Here is a 17764-nt window from a genome sequence, read left to right on the forward strand (position 1 = left end):
TTCGCGCTGTCGCCCTACTCATGGAAAAACCAACTCAAGCTTCGGAAAAAAACCTAGAACTCATGCGCAGCTTCGCAGAAAGCTATGCAAAGCGCACTGGCACCTACTTCTGTGTTGACCCAGGCGTGACGGCAGTTGTCATCGAAGGACTCGCAAAGCATAAGGACGATCTGGGCGCGCCGCTGTGCCCCTGCCGCCACTACGAAGATAAAGAAGCCGAAGCGGCCGCAGCCTATTGGAACTGCCCCTGCGTCCCCATGCGCGAACGCAAAGAATGCCACTGTATGCTCTTCCTTACACCTGACAACGACTTTGCAGGCGACAAGCAGGAAATCAGCCTCGACGAGATTCGCTCTGTTACCGGTCAGTATTAGCTCTAGTCATTAGCTAGGGATTTAGAGTTTAGAGGACAGAGATCAGAGAATACAAGACCCTAGCATGGCTTGACCTCCCAGATCTCTTGCCGCTTCACCGCTCCGTTCATCCATCACTCCACTACTCCCAAACATGTCTACCTCTGTCAAATCTCTCGTAAATCAGCCCTACAAATACGGCTTTGTCACCGAGATTGAGTCCGACACGATTCCGCGTGGGCTAAGTGAAGACGTGGTGCGGCTCATCTCTGCCAAAAAGAATGAGCCAGAATTTATGCTAGAGTTTCGCCTCAAGGCCTATCGCCAGTGGCTCAGAATGGAGGAACCCAACTGGGCGGCTGTGAACTATCCGCCAATTGACTACCAGAACATTGTCTATTACTCCGCACCGAAGCAAGCTAAAAAACTAGACAGCCTGGAGGAGGTCGATCCGACGCTGCTAGAAACGTTTGAAAAACTGGGCATTCCGCTGTCGGAGCAAAAGCGGCTGTCCAACGTGGCGGTGGATGCCATCTTCGACAGCGTTTCGGTCGCCACGACCTTCCGCGAAAAGCTGGCGAAGGAGGGGGTTATCTTCTGCTCGATCTCGGAAGCAATGCGTGAGTATCCGGATCTGATTCAGAAGTATCTGGGCAGCGTTGTTCCGGTTGCAGACAATTACTTTGCTGCGCTCAATTCAGCGGTGTTTTCCGATGGGTCGTTCGTCTACATTCCCAAAGGCGTGCGCTGTCCGATGGAGCTTTCGACCTACTTCCGGATTAACAATGGCGAATCAGGACAGTTTGAGCGGACACTGATTGTTGCAGAGGAAGGGAGCTACGTCAGCTACCTGGAGGGCTGCACCGCACCGATGTTCGATACGAACCAACTCCATGCTGCTGTTGTGGAATTGGTTGCATTAGACAATGCCGAAATCAAATATTCCACCGTGCAAAACTGGTATGCCGGAGACGAAAACGGCAAGGGCGGCATCTACAACTTTGTGACGAAGCGCGGCCTATGCCAGGGTGTGAATTCCAAAATTTCCTGGACGCAGGTCGAAACAGGGTCTGCCATTACCTGGAAGTATCCAAGCTGCGTGCTAGTGGGCGATAACTCCGTGGGCGAGTTCTATTCCGTTGCGTTGACCAATAACATGCAGCAAGCCGACACGGGTACCAAGATGGTGCATGTTGGCAAAAACACTCGCAGCACGATTATTTCCAAGGGCATTTCCGCAGGGAAGTCGAAGAATAGCTATCGCGGGCTGGTGAAAATTGGCCCCAAGGCAGACGGCGCACGCAACTATTCCCAGTGCGACTCGATGCTGATTGGCGACACCGCAGGCGCAAATACATTTCCCTACATCCAGGTGCAAAACAACACGGCACGGGTGGAACACGAAGCGTCTACGTCCAAGATCGGTGAAGACCAATTGTTTTACTTGCAGCAGCGCGGCATCTCGGTTGAGGACGCAATCTCGATGATGATTAGCGGCTTTTGCAAGGATGTGTTTAACCAACTGCCGATGGAATTTGCGGTGGAAGCCGATCGCCTCCTAGCGCTGAAGCTCGAAGGCAGCGTCGGCTAGAGGAATGCCTCACGATTTTATGGTGCAAGTTTTATCTGCCAACGCTATTACGCTCCGCGACTTGATCGACAAGTTCCACTTGCGATATGTCGAAGATGCGTCTTTTTTTCCAGAATGGCAGACCGATTTGCCAGAGATTTCGCCAGAGGAACAAAAAATTCTAGACAAGGTAAAGTCTGCCTATCTCAACCTAGTCACTGATCCGCCTGTTTTGGAAAAGCCTATTCAGTTGGTGATGGTTTCTCCTTTGCTGCTGCTAGCAGATTTTTACTTGTCGCCTTATCAAGTGAAAACCGAAAAAGTCATTGAAGTAATCGAAGAAAATGAGGGCGTTGTTGTTACGGGCGCATTGGATATTCTGGTGTTAAAGGAGAAGCTGTGGCTGTTGGTAATTGAATCGAAACGCGCGGCGCTTTCAATTGAATCTGGTCTGGCGCAGTTACTCTCTTACTTATTGGGCAGACCAGATAGCGATCGCCCAGGCTACAGTTTGGTTACAAACGGTGAGAACTTTCTGTTTATTAAGTTCATGAGCCAGGACTTTCCTGTATACGCGACTTCTCGATATTTTGCAGTTCGCAATCCAGGAAATGATCTGTACGAGGTGCTTCGCATTTTGAAGAAGATCCGGGACTGTTAGAAATTCTTGAGATGAACAGACATTAACGGTGTAACGAGGTGAGACGGTGATTCGAGAAGGCAGTAACGAGGTGATTTTATCGGTGAAGGATCTCAGGGCCGAGGTGGACGGCACGGAGATCCTGAAGGGTGTGGATTTGGAAATTCGGGCGGGCGAAATTCACGCCATTATGGGGCTGAATGGCTCTGGAAAAAGCACCTTTTCTAAGGTGATTGCTGGACATCCGGACTATGAAGTAACGGGTGGCGAGGTGATTTACCTGGGGCAGAATTTGCTAGAGATGGAACCCGAAGCGCGATCGCGCTCTGGTATTTTCCTCGCTTTTCAGTATCCGCTGGAGATTCCCGGTGTTAGCAATCTGGACTTTTTGCGCGTCGCCTACAACGCCAAGCGCAAGCACCAGGGGCTAGAAGAACTGGATGCCTTTGATTTCGATGAGCTGGTGCGCGAAAAGCTGGACGTGGTAAAGATGGACGCATCTTTTCTCAGCCGCAGTGTGAACGAGGGCTTTTCGGGCGGCGAGAAGAAGCGCAACGAGATTCTGCAAATGGCGCTGCTAGAGCCGAAGCTGGCAATTTTGGACGAAACGGATTCGGGACTGGACATTGACGCGCTGAAGGTGGTGGCGGATGGCGTAAACCAGCTTGCGAACGCTGAGAACGCCATGCTAGTGATCACGCACTATCAACGCCTGCTGAACTACATCGTGCCCGACTATGTGCATGTGATGGCGAATGGTCGAATTATCCGCACCGGCACGAAGGAACTAGCGCTGGAGTTAGAGGAGCGCGGCTATGAGTGGGTGCTGGAAGACTCGACGGTGAAGGCATAGGGGGCGATCGCACGATGACAGTCCAAGTTTCCCCAGAGGTAAATACACCCATATTGCAAGCCGCTGCTCAGCGGGCCGAGTTCCTTCAGCACTTGCGGCAGTTGGCGCAGGCGATTCCGTCTCGGATTGCAGCCCTGGAGCCACTGCGCGATCGCGCTCTGGGTCAGCTTCAGGAGCAGGCGTTTCCGACTAGCCGCGATGAGGAATGGCGGTTCAACGACTTGTCGGCGCTGCTCAGCCTGAAGCTGACGACGGCTGCGGCCAATCCTGTTGTTCGACTAGACGATCTGGAAGCATTTTTCATGCCGGAAACCGCCAGCCGCCGCCTAGTCTTCGTCAACGGCGTGTATTCCGAGAATCTGTCGGCGCTGGGGGACTTGCCATCGGGCGTGACGGTGGCCAACTTGGCAGGACTGGATGCTGCCTGGACAGAACGGCTCCAGCCTTACTTGGCGCAGCAGCCCAACGCCGAGGAGCTATTTACCACGCTGAACACCGCTGGCTTGAGCGACGTAGCGGTTGTGTTTGTGCCCAAGAACACGGAAGCCGCAGAACCGATTCGGCTGCTGTTTGTCTCCACCGCAGCAGACCCGCCGACCTTCAGCCAGCCCCGCGTGCTGGTGGTCGCCGAGGCGAATAGCTCAATCACGCTGCTGGAAGATTATCTGGCGATCGCCGACGGAGCCGACAGTTCTTACTTCGCCAACCCCGTCACCGAAATCTGGCTGGGCGAAAACGCCTCGGTGAACCACACCCGCCTCCAGCGCGACAGCCGAACCGCGGTTCACATTGGCAAAACCGCCGTCTCCCTGAAGCGCAGCGCCCGATACACCTGCAATGCCCTCAGCTTGGGCGCGGCCCTGTCGCGTCATCACCTGGAGGTGCATCCCACGGGCGAACAGGCTGAGGTGACGCTGAACGGGCTGACCGTGGCCACAGGCGACCAGGAAAGCGACCTGCACAGCGCGATCGCCCTCAGCCGTCCCTACTGTACGACGCGCCAGTTGCAGAAAAACATCGTGGGCGATCGCGCTCATGTCATCTTCAACGGCAAAGTCTTCGTGCCGCAAGCCGCGCAGCTTACCGATGCCGGACAACTGAACCGCAACCTGCTGCTGTCGTCCAAAGCGCGGATCGACACCAAGCCCCAGCTTGAAATCGTCGCCGACAACGTGAAATGCACCCACGGCGCAACCGTTAGCCAGCTTGAGGCTGACGAAGTATTTTACTTGCAAAGCCGGGGTATTGATGCCGCCAGCGCCCAGCGGTTGCTGATATACGCCTTTGCCTACGAAATTTTGGAGAAGATTCCCATCGCCTCCCTGCGGGAATCGCTTGCCTCCTCATCCCTCCTTCGCCCAAACTCCTAGTTCCAGACCCTTAATTCCAAACCCCTGCCATGACCCTCGCCCAAGAACGCACCCTCGCCACCAAAGTCCGCGCTGACTTCCCCATCCTGCACCAGGACATTCACGGGAAGCCGCTGGTTTACTTTGATAACGCCGCCACGTCCCAAAAGCCGCTGGCAGTGCTGAATGCGCTGGAGGACTATTACAAGCGCTATAACTCCAACGTGCATCGCGGCGTGCATACCCTCAGCGGGCTGGCCACCGATGCCTATGAGGGGGCGCGGGATAAGGTGCAGCGGTTTGTGAATGCCGCCCACCGGGAAGAAATCATCTACACGCGCAACGCCAGCGAAGCGATTAACCTCGTCGCCTATGCTTGGGGCATGAACACGCTGCAACCGGGGGACGAAATCATCCTGACGGTGATGGAACACCACAGCAACCTGATTCCCTGGCAGTTGGTGGCGCAAAAGACCGGGGCAGTGCTGAAGTTTGTGCGGCTGACGAAGACGGAAGAGTTTGACTTCGAGCATTACCAATCGCTGCTGTCGGATAAAACCAAGCTGGTGTCGGTGGTGCATGTGTCCAACACGCTGGGCTGCATTAACCCCGTGATGGACATTACCACCGCTGCTCACCGGGTTGGCGCGAAGGTGCTGATCGACGCTTGCCAGAGCGTGCCCCACATGCCGATTGACGTGCAGGCGATGGATTGCGACTGGCTGGTGGCCTCGGGCCACAAGATGTGTGCGCCGACGGGCATTGGCTTCCTCTATGGCAAAAAAGAAGTGCTGCGGGCAATGCCGCCATTTTTGGGGGGCGGCGAGATGATTGCCGATGTGTTTCTCGACCATGCTACCTATGCCGACATTCCCCACAAGTTTGAAGCAGGAACCCCAGCCATTGCAGAGGCGATCGCCCTCGGTGCGGCCGTCGATTACCTGAGCGCCATCGGCATGGACAAAATTCACGCCTACGAAGCCGACCTCACCGCCTACCTGTTCCAGCGGCTGGCAGAATTGCCCGAAGTCCGCACCTACGGCCCTAGTCCCGATGCCCAAGGGGAGGGCCGCGCCGCTCTAGCGGCCTTCACCACCGGCGCAGTGCATCCCCACGACTTGTCCACCATTCTCGACCAGGCAGGCATCGCTATCCGCGCCGGACACCACTGCACCCAACCGCTGCACCGCGAGGTGAAAGCCCAATCCACCGCCCGCGCTAGCCTCTATTTCTACAACACCCAGGAAGAAATCGACATCTTCATCGCGGCGCTAAAAGAGGCGATCGAGTTTTTTGGCAGCGTGTTTGGATGAGCCATTTTACCCTTACAATCTGTGACGGAGTGTACACTTAAGGGATTTTTGGTATGGCTCTTTCTGTTGGCGCTCACGCCCCCGGCTTCACGGTCAAAGATACAAACGGCAACACGGTGTCCCTTGCAGACTATGCGGGCAAGACTGTCGTGCTATATTTCTACCCCAAGGACGACACCCCCGGCTGCACCAAGGAGGCGTGCAGCTTCCGCGATTCCTATAGCGCCTACCAGGATAAAGATATCGTGGTATTTGGGGTCAGCCGCGACGACGAAGCCTCACACCAGGCCTTCACGCAAAAGTTCAACCTGCCCTTCCCGCTGCTAGCAGATGTGGACGGCATCTTGACCAGCGCCTACGATGTAGACGGCGGAGGCTATTCCAAGCGCGTGACCTATGTGATCGACGGTGAAGGTAAGATTGCCAAGGTATATGATTCGGTAAAGACTGAGACTCACGCAACCGATATTCTCGCAGATTTGGGACTGTAATCTCGCTGACGTGTCAGTTTTCATCATTAAGGCGATCGCCCAGAGTGCTGCTTGGCGTGTGGTAACGAATCTTAGAGCTTGCTCTGATCTGTTGCCCTTCGTGAGCAGCACTTTGCTTTTTGGTTGTCTTGTTTTGATTCCAGATTGCTTTGATTCAGCATTCCTCAAGCCGTGCGGAGTGTGAGCAGCGTCACCTCTGGCGGGCAAAGAAAGCGGCCGGGTAAGTAAGTACCCAGACCTCGATTCACGTAAAGCTGATTGCGGCCGACGGAATGCAATCCCTGGGCCCAGTCCCAATGGCCGACGACGCGGGCGCAGGCGCTATGGCCAAAGGGCAGCCAGCGGCGAACGGCGCAGGGCAGCTTGGCGCAGAGGTCAAAATACAACTGCTGGGGCGATCGCACGCCAGGAAGCACAATCTGTCCGCCGTGGGTGTGGCCCGAAAGCTGCAAATCGACGCGATATGGCTCCAAGCGGGCGGCGCTGTCGGGATTGTGCGACAGCACCAGGCGCGGCCTGTCGGGCGGCAGCGACTCCAGCACTTTGGGCGAAAATGCCTTCGACCAAAAATCCGCCAGTCCCACTACCGGAAACATCTCGCCCAGTGGATAGGCAATCTGGTTTCGCAGCACCTCGATGCCGGCCGCAGTGAGCGTGCGAGTAATATAATCCGCCGCGCCAGGCCGATAGGAATCGTGGTTGCCCAGCACCGCAAAACTTCCCAGTCGGCTGTGCAGCGCCTTGAGATGCTCAGACAGCGGCTCGATGGGGCTGGGGTCATGGGTGACAAAATCGCCTGTCAGCGCTACCAAATCGGGCTGGAGACGGTTGACGAGGGCGATCGCCTCTTCTAGCAATTCATCCGACAGGCCCAGCCCATCGTAATGAAAGTCGGAAAGCTGGGCAATTCGCAGCCCGTTGCAGGAGGGCGGCAGGTCGGCAATGCGAACGGTGACGCTTTCGAGCGTGAGCGGGCCCGTGAGCAGGGGATGCATTGTGGGGAAAGGGTTTATATCAGGACAATGGGATGCACAATGGGATGCTTCGGACAGGAGCAGATTCGGTTAACGCTGAAATTAATAATGCTGTTAACGCTGACACTTAACGCTGACCCTTAATGCTGACACTGCCGCACAATGGGTCATGTCCACAGTATTACAAACTTCATCTAGATCAATCTCATCGCCAGCGTCCGTCCAAATGCGCCGCGTCACCTACAGCCCGTCCTACACGCTCGTTCCGACCTACGAATGCTTTAACCGCTGCACCTACTGCAACTTTCGTGCCGAACCCGGAACCGATCGATGGCTGTTGCTGGAACAGGCAGAATCCAGGCTGCGATCGCTCCCCGGTGGCTCCGTGATCGAAGCGCTGGTGCTGAGCGGCGAAGTGCATCCCCAGAGCCGTCGCCGCGCCGCCTGGTTTCAGCGGATCTATGACCTGTGCGATCTGGCGCTGCGGCTGGGCTTTTTGCCACACACCAACGCGGGCCCGCTGAGCTATGAGGAGTTGGCGCAGTTGAAACGGGTGAACGCCTCGATGGGGCTGATGCTGGAGCAGGTCACGCCCGCCCTGATGCAGACCGTCCACTGCCACGCGCCCAGCAAGCAGCCAGAAGTCCGCCTGCAACAGCTAGAGTGGGCAGGGGAACTGCGGATTCCCTTTACCACGGGGCTGCTGCTGGGGATTGGCGAAACGGCGGCCGACTGGGTAGACACGTTGACGGCGATCGCCCGCCTCCATTGCCGCTATGGGCACATCCAGGAAGTGATTTTGCAGCCCCACAGCCCCGGTTCCTCGCAGGCAGAAATCGGCGAACCCTTTGCGCCGGAACGGTTGACAGAGACCGTGGCGATCGCCCGCCAGATTCTTCCCGCCGATATCGCGATCCAAATTCCGCCCAACCTGGTATCGCCCCAAACCCTGCTGGACTGCCTCGCCGCCGGAGCCACCGATCTCGGCGGCATCAGCCCCATTGATGAAGTGAATCCTGACTACGCCCACCCAAACGCCCAGAAATTAGCAGCGCAGATTCAGCCTGCTGGCTGGCAACTCGTACCCCGTTTGCCCGTGTATCCGCAATATGACGGCTGGCTGTGTGCAGCGGTTCGAGAACGGGTGCAGGGTTTCAGGGAGTGGATTTCAGAAATCAATCAGTTCGAGCCGGAATCCGACGAACGTGATGCTGACTGTCAACGCGGCAAGTAGCCCTCGATCAGCAGGTCTTGCCCGATCGTCCGCCACTGGACGCGCTCAAGGGCGATCGCCTCGGTCATCAGGGTTAAACCCAGATCGCCGACGGGAGACGGAGCCGCTGCGCCGCCAATGATTTTGGGTGCGATAAAGGCGAGGACTTTTTGGATAGACCCATCGGCGATCGCCCTTGCTGCCAGCGTGCCGCCGCATTCCCACAGCACAGCCATTGCGCCCCGATGATACAAATCCGCCATGACCGCTGCGGGCGTTAAATCCGGTTGCTCCACTACCTCCACGCCAAGTTTTTGCAAGTGCTGCCGAACGTCGGGATTTGCGCCCGTTTCCGTGAAAACGACGGTGGGCGTTTCGGCAGTCTGCCAGAGCTTTGCGTCGGCGGGCAGATCTAGCCGACGACTCATGACCACGCGCAGGGGATTGTGACCCTGCCCGTGGCTGGTCAGCAGCGGATTATCACGCCGCACCGTATTGCCGCCTATGACCACTGCATCGCACCCGGCCCGTAGCTCATGCACCACCTGGCGCGAGGCGGGCGACGTAACCCAGGCGCTATGGCCCGTCGTCGTGGCGATTTTGCCATCCAGCGTCATGGCATATTTCAAAATGCCCAGGGGCTTTTGGTGCGTGATGCGGTAGACAAAGGGTTCGTTGAGCGCCTGACAGGCCGCTTCCTCTACGCCCACTATGACGGCAATGCCCGCCGCCCGCAGTTTTTCCAGCCCGCGCCCTGCCACCTGCGGATTGGGATCGACCATGCCCACCACCACCCGCGCCACGCCCGCCGCAATCAGCGCATCGGCACAGGGCGGCGTGCGGCCAAAGTGGCTACACGGCTCCAGGTTGACGTAAACCGTCGCCCCCGCAGCGCGATCGCCCGCTTCTCGCAGCGCGAATACTTCGGCGTGGGGCTGCCCCGCCTGCGGATGAAAGCCTTCGCCCACGATTTGCCCGTCTTTGACCACCACCGCGCCCACCATCGGGTTTGGAGCAGTCTGGCCGCGGGCCCGCTGGGCTAGCTCCAAACAGCGGCGCATCATGGGGCGATTCCCGGAGGGATCGCTGCGCGAATCGCTCTCGTCCTGATTCAATGCCATGCTCCAGTCAGCGCGTCAGATTAATTCCCAAAATTCTCTAAAGTAGGAAAGCCGTGCCTAAGCCAGCAGTGTCTGCCCAGGACTGGGTTTCTGCTTTAAGACCAGCAGAGAAATGTCATCTTGCAACCTGTTACAGCATTTTCTTACGGGGTGAGGCACACGCTGCCCTCACGAGGCAAGGGCTTATTGACCATCCGTGTTCCTCACTAGCTTCAAAAATGCTGTATCTTGACCGATATGCTGCTGCACGTCCTCAATGACTCGCTGACGAATCATATCCGCAGGAAGATGCCAGTTTTGGCTCACCACCTGACACAGCCGCTCCAGTCCGTACAGGTTTCGATCTAGGTCTGCGGCTTCGGTGATGCCGTCTGTGTACAGCACCACACCATCGCCTGGGTTCAGTTTCACTTCGGTCTGGTTCACAAAATCCGTAATCTCCGACACCAGCCCCACCGGAAATCCTAGATCTATCGTGTCAATGCGCTCGACAACGCCGCCATCACGAACGACGAGCATTTCCTCATGCTGTCCGCTGAGGCGAATCGAACCTGATTCATAATCTAGCAGTGCCAGCGTCATGCTGATCCTGAATGAAGACGTGGGGATAGGTGGGCATCGGTACTGAGGTCATGATCAAGGGCGAGAGAGGAAACGTCGGTCAGAGGGATGCAGCTCGAAAGTCCCCCTGTTTATCTGTTTATAAGGCTGATTCACTCGAATCAGAGGAAAATTTTTATACTGCATCCGCGAGAAATCATTCAACAACGTCAGTCCCGGTCAGCCCTCATTTGTGTCACTGCAAACACTGCTCAGTCTTCCCACTTTGGGTCAAAATGGTTCGCGTTGCTTCTGACGAATTTTTGACGATTCATGAATGTCGTCCAGTCCACCTTCGCCAAGCCGCTGCCCTGCTCAGACCTGTCTGCTGAGGGGTCGGAGGTGCTGTATCCCCAGCCGTTTTGCCCAGAGGCGATCGCCCCCCATCGCCGCACCCCGTTCGACTGGGTGGTGAACCTGATGGCGATCGCCCTCGTCGCGGCCGTCTTTCTCAGTGCCCTGCTGCAATTCGTCTTCCTGGCGCTGGGCGTGGTCTTGCTCACTGTTGCCTTATACGCCCTGTGTCGGCTGATCTGGCGGCTCTACGTCTGGCAATCCCGCAAATTCCACACCGATTCCTGATTCCTAACTCCGCCTCAACATAAATCCGCCTCAACATAAATCCGCCTCAACATAAATCCGCCTCGACCATGCAGCACCAGCAAATTCTCCGCATCTCCACCCAAGGCAAAACGCTGCAAAAAGTCACGGCTCAGGTGGCGCAGATCGTCGCCGAGTCGGGCATTCGCACCGGACTGTGCAATCTGTTCCTGCGCCACACTTCTGCCAGCCTAATCATTCAGGAAAATGCTGATCCCGACGTGTTGCGGGATCTAGAAACCTTTCTGTCAAAACTGGTTCCTGAAGGCTATCAATACATCCACAGCGCCGAAGGGCCGGACGACATGCCCGCCCACATCCGCACCGTGCTAACCCATACCTCCGAGCAAATCCCTGTAGGTAACGGTCGGCTCTTATTGGGAACCTGGCAGGGCATCTACATCTGGGAACACCGCCGCCACAGCCATACGCGGGAGTTGGTGGTGCATGTTTGGGGAGAGTGAGGGTTGGGCATGAGTGGAGTATCGAGGAACGTACAAACCGCCCCATTCCTTCACTGCTGCTCTCCCTCTCCGGTTCCCTTGCGCCGGGCCCGCCGTTCATGGGCACGGGTAAACTCACCGGAGGTCAGTGCGCCGATGATCGAAAGTTCGCCTGCCAGCAGCAGTCCGGCGCAAACTTCGGCAAAGGCGCGGGCGTGACCACTACCAGCCAGTCCCAGCAGGGTTAGACACGCCTGCTGGCTGGGCAGTCCCGTGCCGCCGCCGACTGTGCCCACCACGAGATTCGGCAGGGTCACAGCGGCATAGAGGGAACCGTCGGGGGTGACTTCAAAGCGAGTAACCCCCACAGCAGACTCGGCAACGCAGGCGACATCCTGCCCGCAGGCAAGATAGAGGGCGGCGAGGCCGTTGGCGTAGTGGCCCTGTACGCCGATAGTGCCCGTCAGCGTGCCCGCCAGGGCCGACATCCGCCAATAGTCCACCATTTGGGCGGGTGTGGCGTGCAGGCATTTTGCGACCAGATCGGCGGGCAGTGTGGCCTCAGCGGTGACTTTCTTGCCGCGCACCGACAGAAACGACTGGGCGCTGGCTTTCTTGTCGCCCGACAGGTTGGCTTCTACGAAGGCATACTGCGGCTGGATTGGCGCGTGCTGCTGAATGTAGTCACAAATGGCCTGGGTGGCGATGGTTACCATGTTTTGCCCGGAGGCATCGCCCGTGGTGAACTGGAAGTCGAGGTAGACGTGGTTGCCCTCGACAGTCACCCGCAGGTCGATCAGCTTGCCGTGGCGCGTGGTGGCTTCGGCGACCTGGCGGAAGGTGTCTTGCTGGGCGATCGCCCACATGACAAACTTGCCTGCATCGATCAAATTGGCAAAGGCAAAGCCCGGAGCGCGACCCAGCCCCTCATTCAGCAGCAGTGTGGTGCAGCCGCCCGCCGCCGTTAGCAGGTGTGCCCCCCGGCTATAGGAGGCAACCAGCGCTGCTTCCGTCGTTGCCAAGGGCACATAGTAATCGCCCTGGGCAAACAGGCCATTCACCCGCAGCGGCCCGGCAATACCGACAGGAACCTTGACCGTGCCGATGAAGTTCTCAATGTTGTTGCGGTAAGCCTCCATCTGCTCAGCCGTTTGCGGATCGAGCAGGGCAGCTTGCAGGTTCTCCGCTGCGCCCAGGGCCTTCCAGCGGCGATCGACGGCAGCAGGCGTAATCCGCGACCCGCCAGGAAACTGGGGCGGCGGCTCCTGGGGCTTGGGCTGGAGGGCTTGCTCAAGCTGAGGAACGGTGCGCGACTTGAGCAGTTGCGCGAGGTGTTGGCCGGCGTGCTGGGCGTAGGTAGACATGGGTGGCGGTGAGAGAGAGCGGGTTGAGAGTGAGGGGGCTAGGGAATCAGGCTCGGCAGTTTTGAGCGATTCAGTCCTGACTTGGCTCCGTCCTTCTGCCCCCTAACCCTTTGATTCCCAGGTTATGCAGCAAATTTGCGAGTCGGGAAAAAGCGGGTCAGTTTTTCGGACTGGCCACGGGACTTTTGGGCAGGGAACGTGCGATCGCCCAACAGGTGAACTATCCTAAGTCCTGACAGGATTTCCCGTATTTCCACTGATCCGCTGACCGAGGATCGGCACGGTGGAGGCGGGAGTTGAATGTTTTGCATGATTGCATGATCCGTTGCACCGGATGTTGCACCGGATGTTGCGCCAGAAGTTGCATCAGATGTTGCACCAGATGTTGCACCAGATGTTGCACCTGCTATACCCATACACGCTTAATGAATTTCTAATGGATGATCGTTCGCCCAAGTCAGCTTCTACCGCATCTACTGCGCTCTACGCTTTTTGGAAATTTTCTCGACCCCATACGATTATCGGGACAACGCTCAGCGTGGCAGGAATTTTTGCGATCGCCCGCTCTCAGGTTGCCCAACCGTTCAGTGCCTCGTGGGAAGCCGTGGCGATTCGCGAAGCGATCCTCATGGGAATTGCCCTCTTCGCCTGTCTCTGCGGTAATGTCTACATCGTCGGGCTAAACCAGCTTGAGGATGTGGATATTGACCGAATCAACAAGCCGCACCTGCCGCTGGCATCGGGCGAGTTTTCGCGGCAGCAGGGCTGGGCAATTGTGGCAACTTGTGGGCTGCTGGCGTTGATGCTGGCGGCGGGGGGTGGGCCATGGCTGCTGGCGACGGTCGGACTCAGCCTGCTGATTGGCACAGCCTACTCATTGCCGCCCATCCGTCTGAAGCGGTTTCCCGTGTGGGCCTCGCTGTGCATCTTCACGGTGCGCGGCGCAATTGTAAACCTGGGGCTGTTTCTGCACTTTAGCAACGTGCTGGGGCTGCCCAGCGGCATCCCGGCAGAAGTTTGGGCACTGACGCTGTTCATTCTTGGCTTCACGGGGGCGATCGCTCTTTGCAAAGACATTCCCGACCTGGAGGGCGATCGCCGCTACCACATCCGCACCTTTGCCCTCAGCCTGGGCAAGCGCCCCGTGTTTCGCATCGTGCTGGGACTGATCAGCGCTTGCTATGGGGGCATCATTGTGGCTGCACCCGCTCTGTCTCGCGCCTCTACGGGCTGGCTGGTGGCGACGCACGGACTGGCGCTGGCGGCCCTCTGGTGGCAGCAGCGACGGGTCAACTTGGACGACCGCAGGGCGATCGCCCGATTCTATCAGTTCATCTGGAAGCTCTTTTTCTTGGAATACCTGATTTTTCCCTCTGCCTGCTGGCTCATCCAGCAGTAGCATCCCCATCCCTGGTCGGTCAATCACTTGGGCTGCAAAGGATGGTGACGCTTCCAAATTGATGACTCAGTGACCGCAGGTGCTGCGACCGCAGGCGCTCGGATGGTTCGAGTCGGCAATGAGGAGGGCGTGATCGGGGTTGAAAAATAGGCGATCGCCGCAACGGGAACAACCAGCGTCAACACGGCGATGAAGGTGCCTGCAATCTCAGCAGCGCGGTAAAGCGGAGGTTCAGGAGAGGTGTCGTTTCGACTACCAGGTTCCATAAATGAATAATTTAGAACTCGACAAACAGCCTAAAACCCTCAATAGCTGTGGAGTTGCAGCCTTGAAGCTACAGAACTCTAGTCCGGGTTTGGGCTGGCGCTGGGAAACGGAGAAGCCCCCAGATTTCCTGCAACTTCAGGAAAACCAGAGCGCTGATCTGACGCTTACCCAGCTTAATGGGAAAGAGCGATTGAACACGCTGTCCTTAGGTACTATCATATCCGAAACTTTCATAAGAGAAAGTTATTGAAGCTACGTAAACCAATTAACGTTGCTCGTATCTGCGATCATCCTCCAGGCTAAGCTGCTCGAAAACGGCAGTAAAACACAAACCAAAGCTAGCAGCCTGTCTGCGCTTACCCATCTATTTTCACTATGCTGTATAGCGTATCTACTTGATACAAGGACAAAAATACGGATTCCCGACAGTAGTTTTTAAGGCTTTTCCACCCGCGCAAGCCTCTTCTGCTCCAACTTCCACGCCAACTTTTTAGGTGTTCGGGGTCAAGAGCGTTAAGATCGTCCTGGCATAAATTTCTACATGCAAACCCTCAACCTCGAACCTCAATGACCACGACAACTCAGGTAAAACACGAAGTCAAAGATCTGTCCCTAGCCAGCCTGGGGAAACAGCGCATTGAGTGGGCCGGACGGGAAATGCCCGTGCTGCGCCAGATTCAAGACCGCTTTGCTGCTGAAAAGCCGCTGGCAGGAATTCGTCTCGTCGCCTGCTGCCACGTCACTACGGAAACGGCTCATTTGGCGATCGCCCTCAAAAATGCCGGAGCCGATGCCCTGCTCATCGCCAGCAACCCCCTGTCTACGCAGGACGACGTGGCTGCTAGCCTGGTCGCCGACTACGGCATTCCCGTCTTTGCCATCAAGGGCGAAGACAACGCCACCTACCATCGCCATGTGCAGACCGCGCTGGATCACCGCCCAAACCTGATCATCGACGACGGCAGCGACGTAGTGGCCACGCTGATTCAGGAGCGCCAGGAGCAAATCGCTGACCTGATTGGCACAACGGAAGAAACCACTACGGGAATCGTGCGTCTGCAAGCGATGCTGCGGGATGGCGTGTTGACCTTCCCAGCGATGAATGTCAACGATGCCGACACCAAGCATTTCTTTGATAACCGCTACGGCACGGGCCAATCCACGCTGGATGGCATTATCCGCGCCACGAATATTCTGCTGGCGGGCAAGACGGTCGTTGTGGCAGGCTATGGCTGGTGCGGCAAGGGCACAGCGCTGCGGGCACGGGGCATGGGCGCAAACGTGATCGTCACCGAAATTGACCCCATCAAGGCGCTAGAAGCCGTGATGGATGGTTTCCGCGTCGTACCGATGGCGATCGCCGCTCCCCAGGGTGATCTGTTCATCACCGTGACGGGCAACAAGCACGTCATTCGCGGCGAACACTTCGACCGCATGAAAGATGGGGCGATCGTCTGCAACTCTGGACACTTCGACATCGAGATTGATCTAGTAGCCCTGAAGGAACGCGCCGCCGAAGTGAAAACTGTCCGCCCCTTCACCGAAGAATACAAGCTCGCCAGCGGCAAATCGGTTGTTGTGCTGGGCGAAGGTCGCCTGGTCAACCTGGCCGCCGCCGAAGGACACCCCAGCGCCGTGATGGACATGAGCTTTGCCAACCAGGCCCTCGCCTGCGAATACCTGGTGAAAAACAAGGGCAAGCTTTCGCCCGGATTGCACTCGATTCCTCAGGAAATTGATGCAGAGATCGCCCGCCTGAAGCTGCAAGCAATGGGCATCGCCATCGACGCGCTCACCCCTGAGCAGATTGAGTACATTAACTCCTGGACCTCCGGCACTTAGGCTTTAAAGGCCTAAGTTTAGTTCCTGTTTCGGGTGCCTCCCGTCCGAAACAGGAAACCCCTACCCCTCATCCCTTCCCCCAAACGTGGCTCGACTCTCAACCGAACTGCAACGCTATTTTTTTGACGAAAACCCGCCCGAAAAAGTCACGCTTGCCGATATTTTGAACCTGGCGGGTGAGCGAATTTTTGGTTTTTTGTTTGTGCTGCTGGCGCTGCCGTCGGCGCTGCCGATTCCGGCTCCGGGCTATTCTGTCCCCTTCGGGATTCTGCTGTTTTTGCTGGCAGTGCAGTTGATTGCGGGGCGAGAAACGCCCTGGTTTCCCGAAAAGTTTAAGCAGCACGCGCTCGATTTGAAGCAGGTGCAGGGCGTGCTAAATGCTGGGCTACCCTGGCTGCGGCGAATTGAGGCGCTGTCCCGTCCCCGACTCACGCCTGTCTGTACGAGCCTGCCGGGGCGCGTGGCAATTGGCGTGGCGATCGCCCTCATGGCCATTTCCATGATGATCCCTATCCCCCTGACCAACACGCTGCCCGCGATGGGTATCTTCGTCACCGGGTTCGGCCTGCTAGACGACGATGGCGCAATCAGTCTGGGCGGGCTGGTGCTGTGCGTCATGGGCGCAACGCTGACCACGGCTGTGCTGACCTTTGGGTACACCGCCGTCCGCGCCGCGATCGACCTGTTCAAGGAAACTGTGTTGAATTTTGGCGGGTGAACGGAGAGGGCGATCGCCCTCAGTTTTTCTACTAGTTCTGCTCCCATAACAGAACCCCGAAGTCTCTAAGACCTCAGGGTTCTGCGCTTCTTACCAGAAGTGGAGCTGAGGAGAGTCGAACTCCTGTCCGTCCTGGGTATTAGTACCTCACTCATTCACAGGCTTAGCCCTGATGACCCTCAGGGCGGGGACTGTCACTTATCCCGGACAGTGGGATGCTCTGGTAGAGTCTTAGCCGGAGATTGACCAGAGGCAATCATCCGGAGCATCCGTTGGGGGTTGGTCTGCAATCCTTAACGGAGTCAAATCGCAGACGCTCGAACCGTAAGGAGGTTGTTAGGCGGCAGCAACAGCTACGCGCTTACGAGCAAAAGGTACGATGTTGTTCGCATGTACGTTGGTTTGAGCCATTGATTAACGAGAGGTAGCCCGCTCTCGGCCTGCATCACAAGGTAGTGTTCGCCAAAACGTCGAAACCGTGACAGCCCCATAAGGGCACTTGTGCGCCTGCTTACAGTATAGCAAGGGGACAAAGGAATGGAGGTGACACGGTAGGAGGTTCAAAGCCCAACAATCTCCCTCATCCCAGTAATCTCAATTGCCCCCTCCGTCTTACGCCGTGTTAATGGATGGACATAATTGGGGGTAGGTAGT

Annotated in this window: 19 protein-coding genes and 1 other RNA gene; 14 read left to right on the forward strand and 6 right to left on the reverse strand. The window is 57.1% G+C overall.

Going from position 1 to position 17764, the window contains the following annotated elements; all coding sequences use genetic code 11:
- Positions 1-20 precede the first annotated feature (20 nt).
- From IGS16_RS18630 to IGS16_RS18660, 7 genes are all read left to right on the forward strand, one after another.
- A complete protein-coding gene (locus IGS16_RS18630; protein WP_297088014.1) occupies positions 21-374 on the forward strand; it encodes a ferredoxin-thioredoxin reductase catalytic domain-containing protein in 354 nt (117 codons plus the stop codon).
- Positions 375-507: 133 nt separating this feature from the next.
- Positions 508-1944, forward strand: coding sequence for a Fe-S cluster assembly protein SufB (sufB, locus tag IGS16_RS18635; protein ID WP_297088016.1), 1437 nt, complete (start codon positions 508-510; stop codon positions 1942-1944).
- 19 nt (positions 1945-1963) lie between these two features.
- A complete protein-coding gene (locus IGS16_RS18640) occupies positions 1964-2584 on the forward strand; it encodes a restriction endonuclease subunit R (RefSeq protein WP_297088018.1) in 621 nt (206 codons plus the stop codon).
- A gap of 46 nt (positions 2585-2630) precedes the next feature.
- On the forward strand, positions 2631-3416 hold the full coding sequence (gene sufC, locus IGS16_RS18645) for a Fe-S cluster assembly ATPase SufC (RefSeq protein ID WP_297088020.1): 786 nt from the start codon (positions 2631-2633) through the stop codon (positions 3414-3416).
- Between the two features lie 14 nt (positions 3417-3430).
- Positions 3431-4786 carry a Fe-S cluster assembly protein SufD gene (gene sufD / locus IGS16_RS18650; RefSeq protein ID WP_297088022.1) on the forward strand — a complete coding sequence of 452 codons (1356 nt, stop codon included), beginning with the start codon at positions 3431-3433 and terminating at the stop codon, positions 4784-4786.
- Between the two features lie 29 nt (positions 4787-4815).
- Positions 4816-6078, forward strand: a complete 1263-nt coding sequence (locus tag IGS16_RS18655; protein ID WP_297088024.1) for a SufS family cysteine desulfurase — start codon at positions 4816-4818, stop codon at positions 6076-6078.
- A 53-nt stretch (positions 6079-6131) separates the two neighbouring features.
- Positions 6132-6569, forward strand: coding sequence for a peroxiredoxin (locus IGS16_RS18660; protein ID WP_297088026.1), 438 nt, complete (start codon positions 6132-6134; stop codon positions 6567-6569).
- Between the two features lie 164 nt (positions 6570-6733).
- Here the strand turns inward: IGS16_RS18660 and IGS16_RS18665 are convergent, their stop codons facing one another.
- Entirely contained in the window at positions 6734-7564 is an 831-nt protein-coding gene (locus tag IGS16_RS18665; RefSeq protein ID WP_297088028.1) for a metallophosphoesterase, read from the reverse strand.
- A 205-nt stretch (positions 7565-7769) separates the two neighbouring features.
- On the opposite strand from IGS16_RS18665, the gene cofG reads away from it, so the two are divergent.
- Entirely contained in the window at positions 7770-8777 is a 1008-nt protein-coding gene (gene cofG / locus IGS16_RS18670) for a 7,8-didemethyl-8-hydroxy-5-deazariboflavin synthase subunit CofG (protein WP_297088030.1), read from the forward strand.
- Here the strand turns inward: cofG and ribD are convergent.
- Both ribD and IGS16_RS18680 read right to left on the reverse strand, forming a co-directional pair.
- Positions 8762-9877 carry a bifunctional diaminohydroxyphosphoribosylaminopyrimidine deaminase/5-amino-6-(5-phosphoribosylamino)uracil reductase RibD gene (gene ribD / locus IGS16_RS18675; RefSeq protein WP_297088031.1) on the reverse strand — a complete coding sequence of 372 codons (1116 nt, stop codon included), beginning with the start codon at positions 9875-9877 and terminating at the stop codon, positions 8762-8764. The genes cofG and ribD overlap by 16 nt on opposite strands.
- 183 nt (positions 9878-10060) lie before the next feature.
- Entirely contained in the window at positions 10061-10459 is a 399-nt protein-coding gene (locus tag IGS16_RS18680; RefSeq protein WP_297088033.1) for a SpoIIE family protein phosphatase, read from the reverse strand.
- A gap of 291 nt (positions 10460-10750) precedes the next feature.
- On the opposite strand from IGS16_RS18680, the gene IGS16_RS18685 reads away from it, so the two are divergent.
- Together IGS16_RS18685 and IGS16_RS18690 are read left to right on the forward strand one after the other, a co-directional pair.
- A complete protein-coding gene (locus tag IGS16_RS18685; RefSeq protein ID WP_297088034.1) occupies positions 10751-11059 on the forward strand; it encodes a hypothetical protein in 309 nt (102 codons plus the stop codon).
- 68 nt (positions 11060-11127) lie between these two features.
- The gene (locus IGS16_RS18690; RefSeq protein WP_068513654.1) at positions 11128-11541 is read left to right on the forward strand and encodes a secondary thiamine-phosphate synthase enzyme YjbQ; all 414 of its coding nucleotides are present in this window, start codon (positions 11128-11130) and stop codon (positions 11539-11541) included.
- Positions 11542-11591: 50 nt separating this feature from the next.
- On the opposite strand, the gene IGS16_RS18695 is transcribed toward IGS16_RS18690, so the two are convergent.
- Positions 11592-12884: a hydroxymethylglutaryl-CoA reductase gene (locus IGS16_RS18695; protein WP_297088037.1), complete on the reverse strand. Its 1293-nt coding sequence runs from the start codon at positions 12882-12884 to the stop codon at positions 11592-11594.
- A 436-nt stretch (positions 12885-13320) separates the two neighbouring features.
- Between IGS16_RS18695 and IGS16_RS18700 the strand changes: the two genes are divergently transcribed.
- A complete protein-coding gene (locus IGS16_RS18700; RefSeq protein ID WP_297088038.1) occupies positions 13321-14283 on the forward strand; it encodes a homogentisate phytyltransferase in 963 nt (320 codons plus the stop codon).
- A gap of 23 nt (positions 14284-14306) precedes the next feature.
- Here IGS16_RS18700 and IGS16_RS18705 read toward each other — a convergent pair whose 3' ends face one another.
- Complete coding sequence (locus IGS16_RS18705) at positions 14307-14549, reverse strand: hypothetical protein (RefSeq protein WP_297088040.1); 243 nt, start codon at positions 14547-14549, stop codon at positions 14307-14309.
- A gap of 2 nt (positions 14550-14551) precedes the next feature.
- On the opposite strand from IGS16_RS18705, the gene IGS16_RS18710 reads away from it, so the two are divergent.
- The 3 genes from IGS16_RS18710 to IGS16_RS18720 all read left to right on the forward strand — a co-directional run bounded on the left by IGS16_RS18710 (position 14552) and on the right by IGS16_RS18720 (position 17110).
- A complete protein-coding gene (locus IGS16_RS18710; protein WP_297088042.1) occupies positions 14552-14800 on the forward strand; it encodes a hypothetical protein in 249 nt (82 codons plus the stop codon).
- A gap of 317 nt (positions 14801-15117) precedes the next feature.
- A complete protein-coding gene (ahcY, locus tag IGS16_RS18715; RefSeq protein WP_297088043.1) occupies positions 15118-16392 on the forward strand; it encodes an adenosylhomocysteinase in 1275 nt (424 codons plus the stop codon).
- Between the two features lie 85 nt (positions 16393-16477).
- Complete coding sequence (locus IGS16_RS18720) at positions 16478-17110, forward strand: exopolysaccharide biosynthesis protein (protein WP_297088045.1); 633 nt, start codon at positions 16478-16480, stop codon at positions 17108-17110.
- A 97-nt stretch (positions 17111-17207) separates the two neighbouring features.
- On the opposite strand, the gene ssrA is transcribed toward IGS16_RS18720, so the two are convergent.
- Positions 17208-17599, reverse strand: a transfer-messenger RNA (tmRNA) gene (gene ssrA / locus IGS16_RS18725).
- Between the last annotated feature and the right edge of the window lie 165 nt (positions 17600-17764).

This window comes from Thermoleptolyngbya sp. C42_A2020_037 (assembly GCF_015272455.1).
In the GTDB taxonomy this organism is placed as follows: domain Bacteria; phylum Cyanobacteriota; class Cyanobacteriia; order Elainellales; family Elainellaceae; genus Thermoleptolyngbya.

What these genes read in the sequence shown, in the direction of transcription:
- IGS16_RS18695 (WP_297088037.1), bottom strand. Translation starts at nt 12,884, where the DNA reads ATGTCTACCTACGCCCAGCACGCCGGCCAACACCTCGCGCAACTGCTC.
- ribD (WP_297088031.1), bottom strand. Translation starts at nt 9,877, where the DNA reads ATGGCATTGAATCAGGACGAGAGCGATTCGCGCAGCGATCCCTCCGGG.
- sufB (WP_297088016.1), top strand. Translation starts at nt 508, where the DNA reads ATGTCTACCTCTGTCAAATCTCTCGTAAATCAGCCCTACAAATACGGC.
- IGS16_RS18685 (WP_297088034.1), top strand. Translation starts at nt 10,751, where the DNA reads ATGAATGTCGTCCAGTCCACCTTCGCCAAGCCGCTGCCCTGCTCAGAC.
- IGS16_RS18630 (WP_297088014.1), top strand. Translation starts at nt 21, where the DNA reads ATGGAAAAACCAACTCAAGCTTCGGAAAAAAACCTAGAACTCATGCGC.
- IGS16_RS18690 (WP_068513654.1), top strand. Translation starts at nt 11,128, where the DNA reads ATGCAGCACCAGCAAATTCTCCGCATCTCCACCCAAGGCAAAACGCTG.
- IGS16_RS18700 (WP_297088038.1), top strand. Translation starts at nt 13,321, where the DNA reads ATGGATGATCGTTCGCCCAAGTCAGCTTCTACCGCATCTACTGCGCTC.
- cofG (WP_297088030.1), top strand. Translation starts at nt 7,770, where the DNA reads ATGCGCCGCGTCACCTACAGCCCGTCCTACACGCTCGTTCCGACCTAC.
- IGS16_RS18660 (WP_297088026.1), top strand. Translation starts at nt 6,132, where the DNA reads ATGGCTCTTTCTGTTGGCGCTCACGCCCCCGGCTTCACGGTCAAAGAT.
- sufD (WP_297088022.1), top strand. Translation starts at nt 3,431, where the DNA reads ATGACAGTCCAAGTTTCCCCAGAGGTAAATACACCCATATTGCAAGCC.
- IGS16_RS18640 (WP_297088018.1), top strand. Translation starts at nt 1,964, where the DNA reads ATGGTGCAAGTTTTATCTGCCAACGCTATTACGCTCCGCGACTTGATC.
- IGS16_RS18680 (WP_297088033.1), bottom strand. Translation starts at nt 10,459, where the DNA reads ATGACGCTGGCACTGCTAGATTATGAATCAGGTTCGATTCGCCTCAGC.
- ahcY (WP_297088043.1), top strand. Translation starts at nt 15,118, where the DNA reads ATGACCACGACAACTCAGGTAAAACACGAAGTCAAAGATCTGTCCCTA.
- IGS16_RS18665 (WP_297088028.1), bottom strand. Translation starts at nt 7,564, where the DNA reads ATGCATCCCCTGCTCACGGGCCCGCTCACGCTCGAAAGCGTCACCGTT.
- IGS16_RS18655 (WP_297088024.1), top strand. Translation starts at nt 4,816, where the DNA reads ATGACCCTCGCCCAAGAACGCACCCTCGCCACCAAAGTCCGCGCTGAC.
- IGS16_RS18710 (WP_297088042.1), top strand. Translation starts at nt 14,552, where the DNA reads ATGAATAATTTAGAACTCGACAAACAGCCTAAAACCCTCAATAGCTGT.
- IGS16_RS18705 (WP_297088040.1), bottom strand. Translation starts at nt 14,549, where the DNA reads ATGGAACCTGGTAGTCGAAACGACACCTCTCCTGAACCTCCGCTTTAC.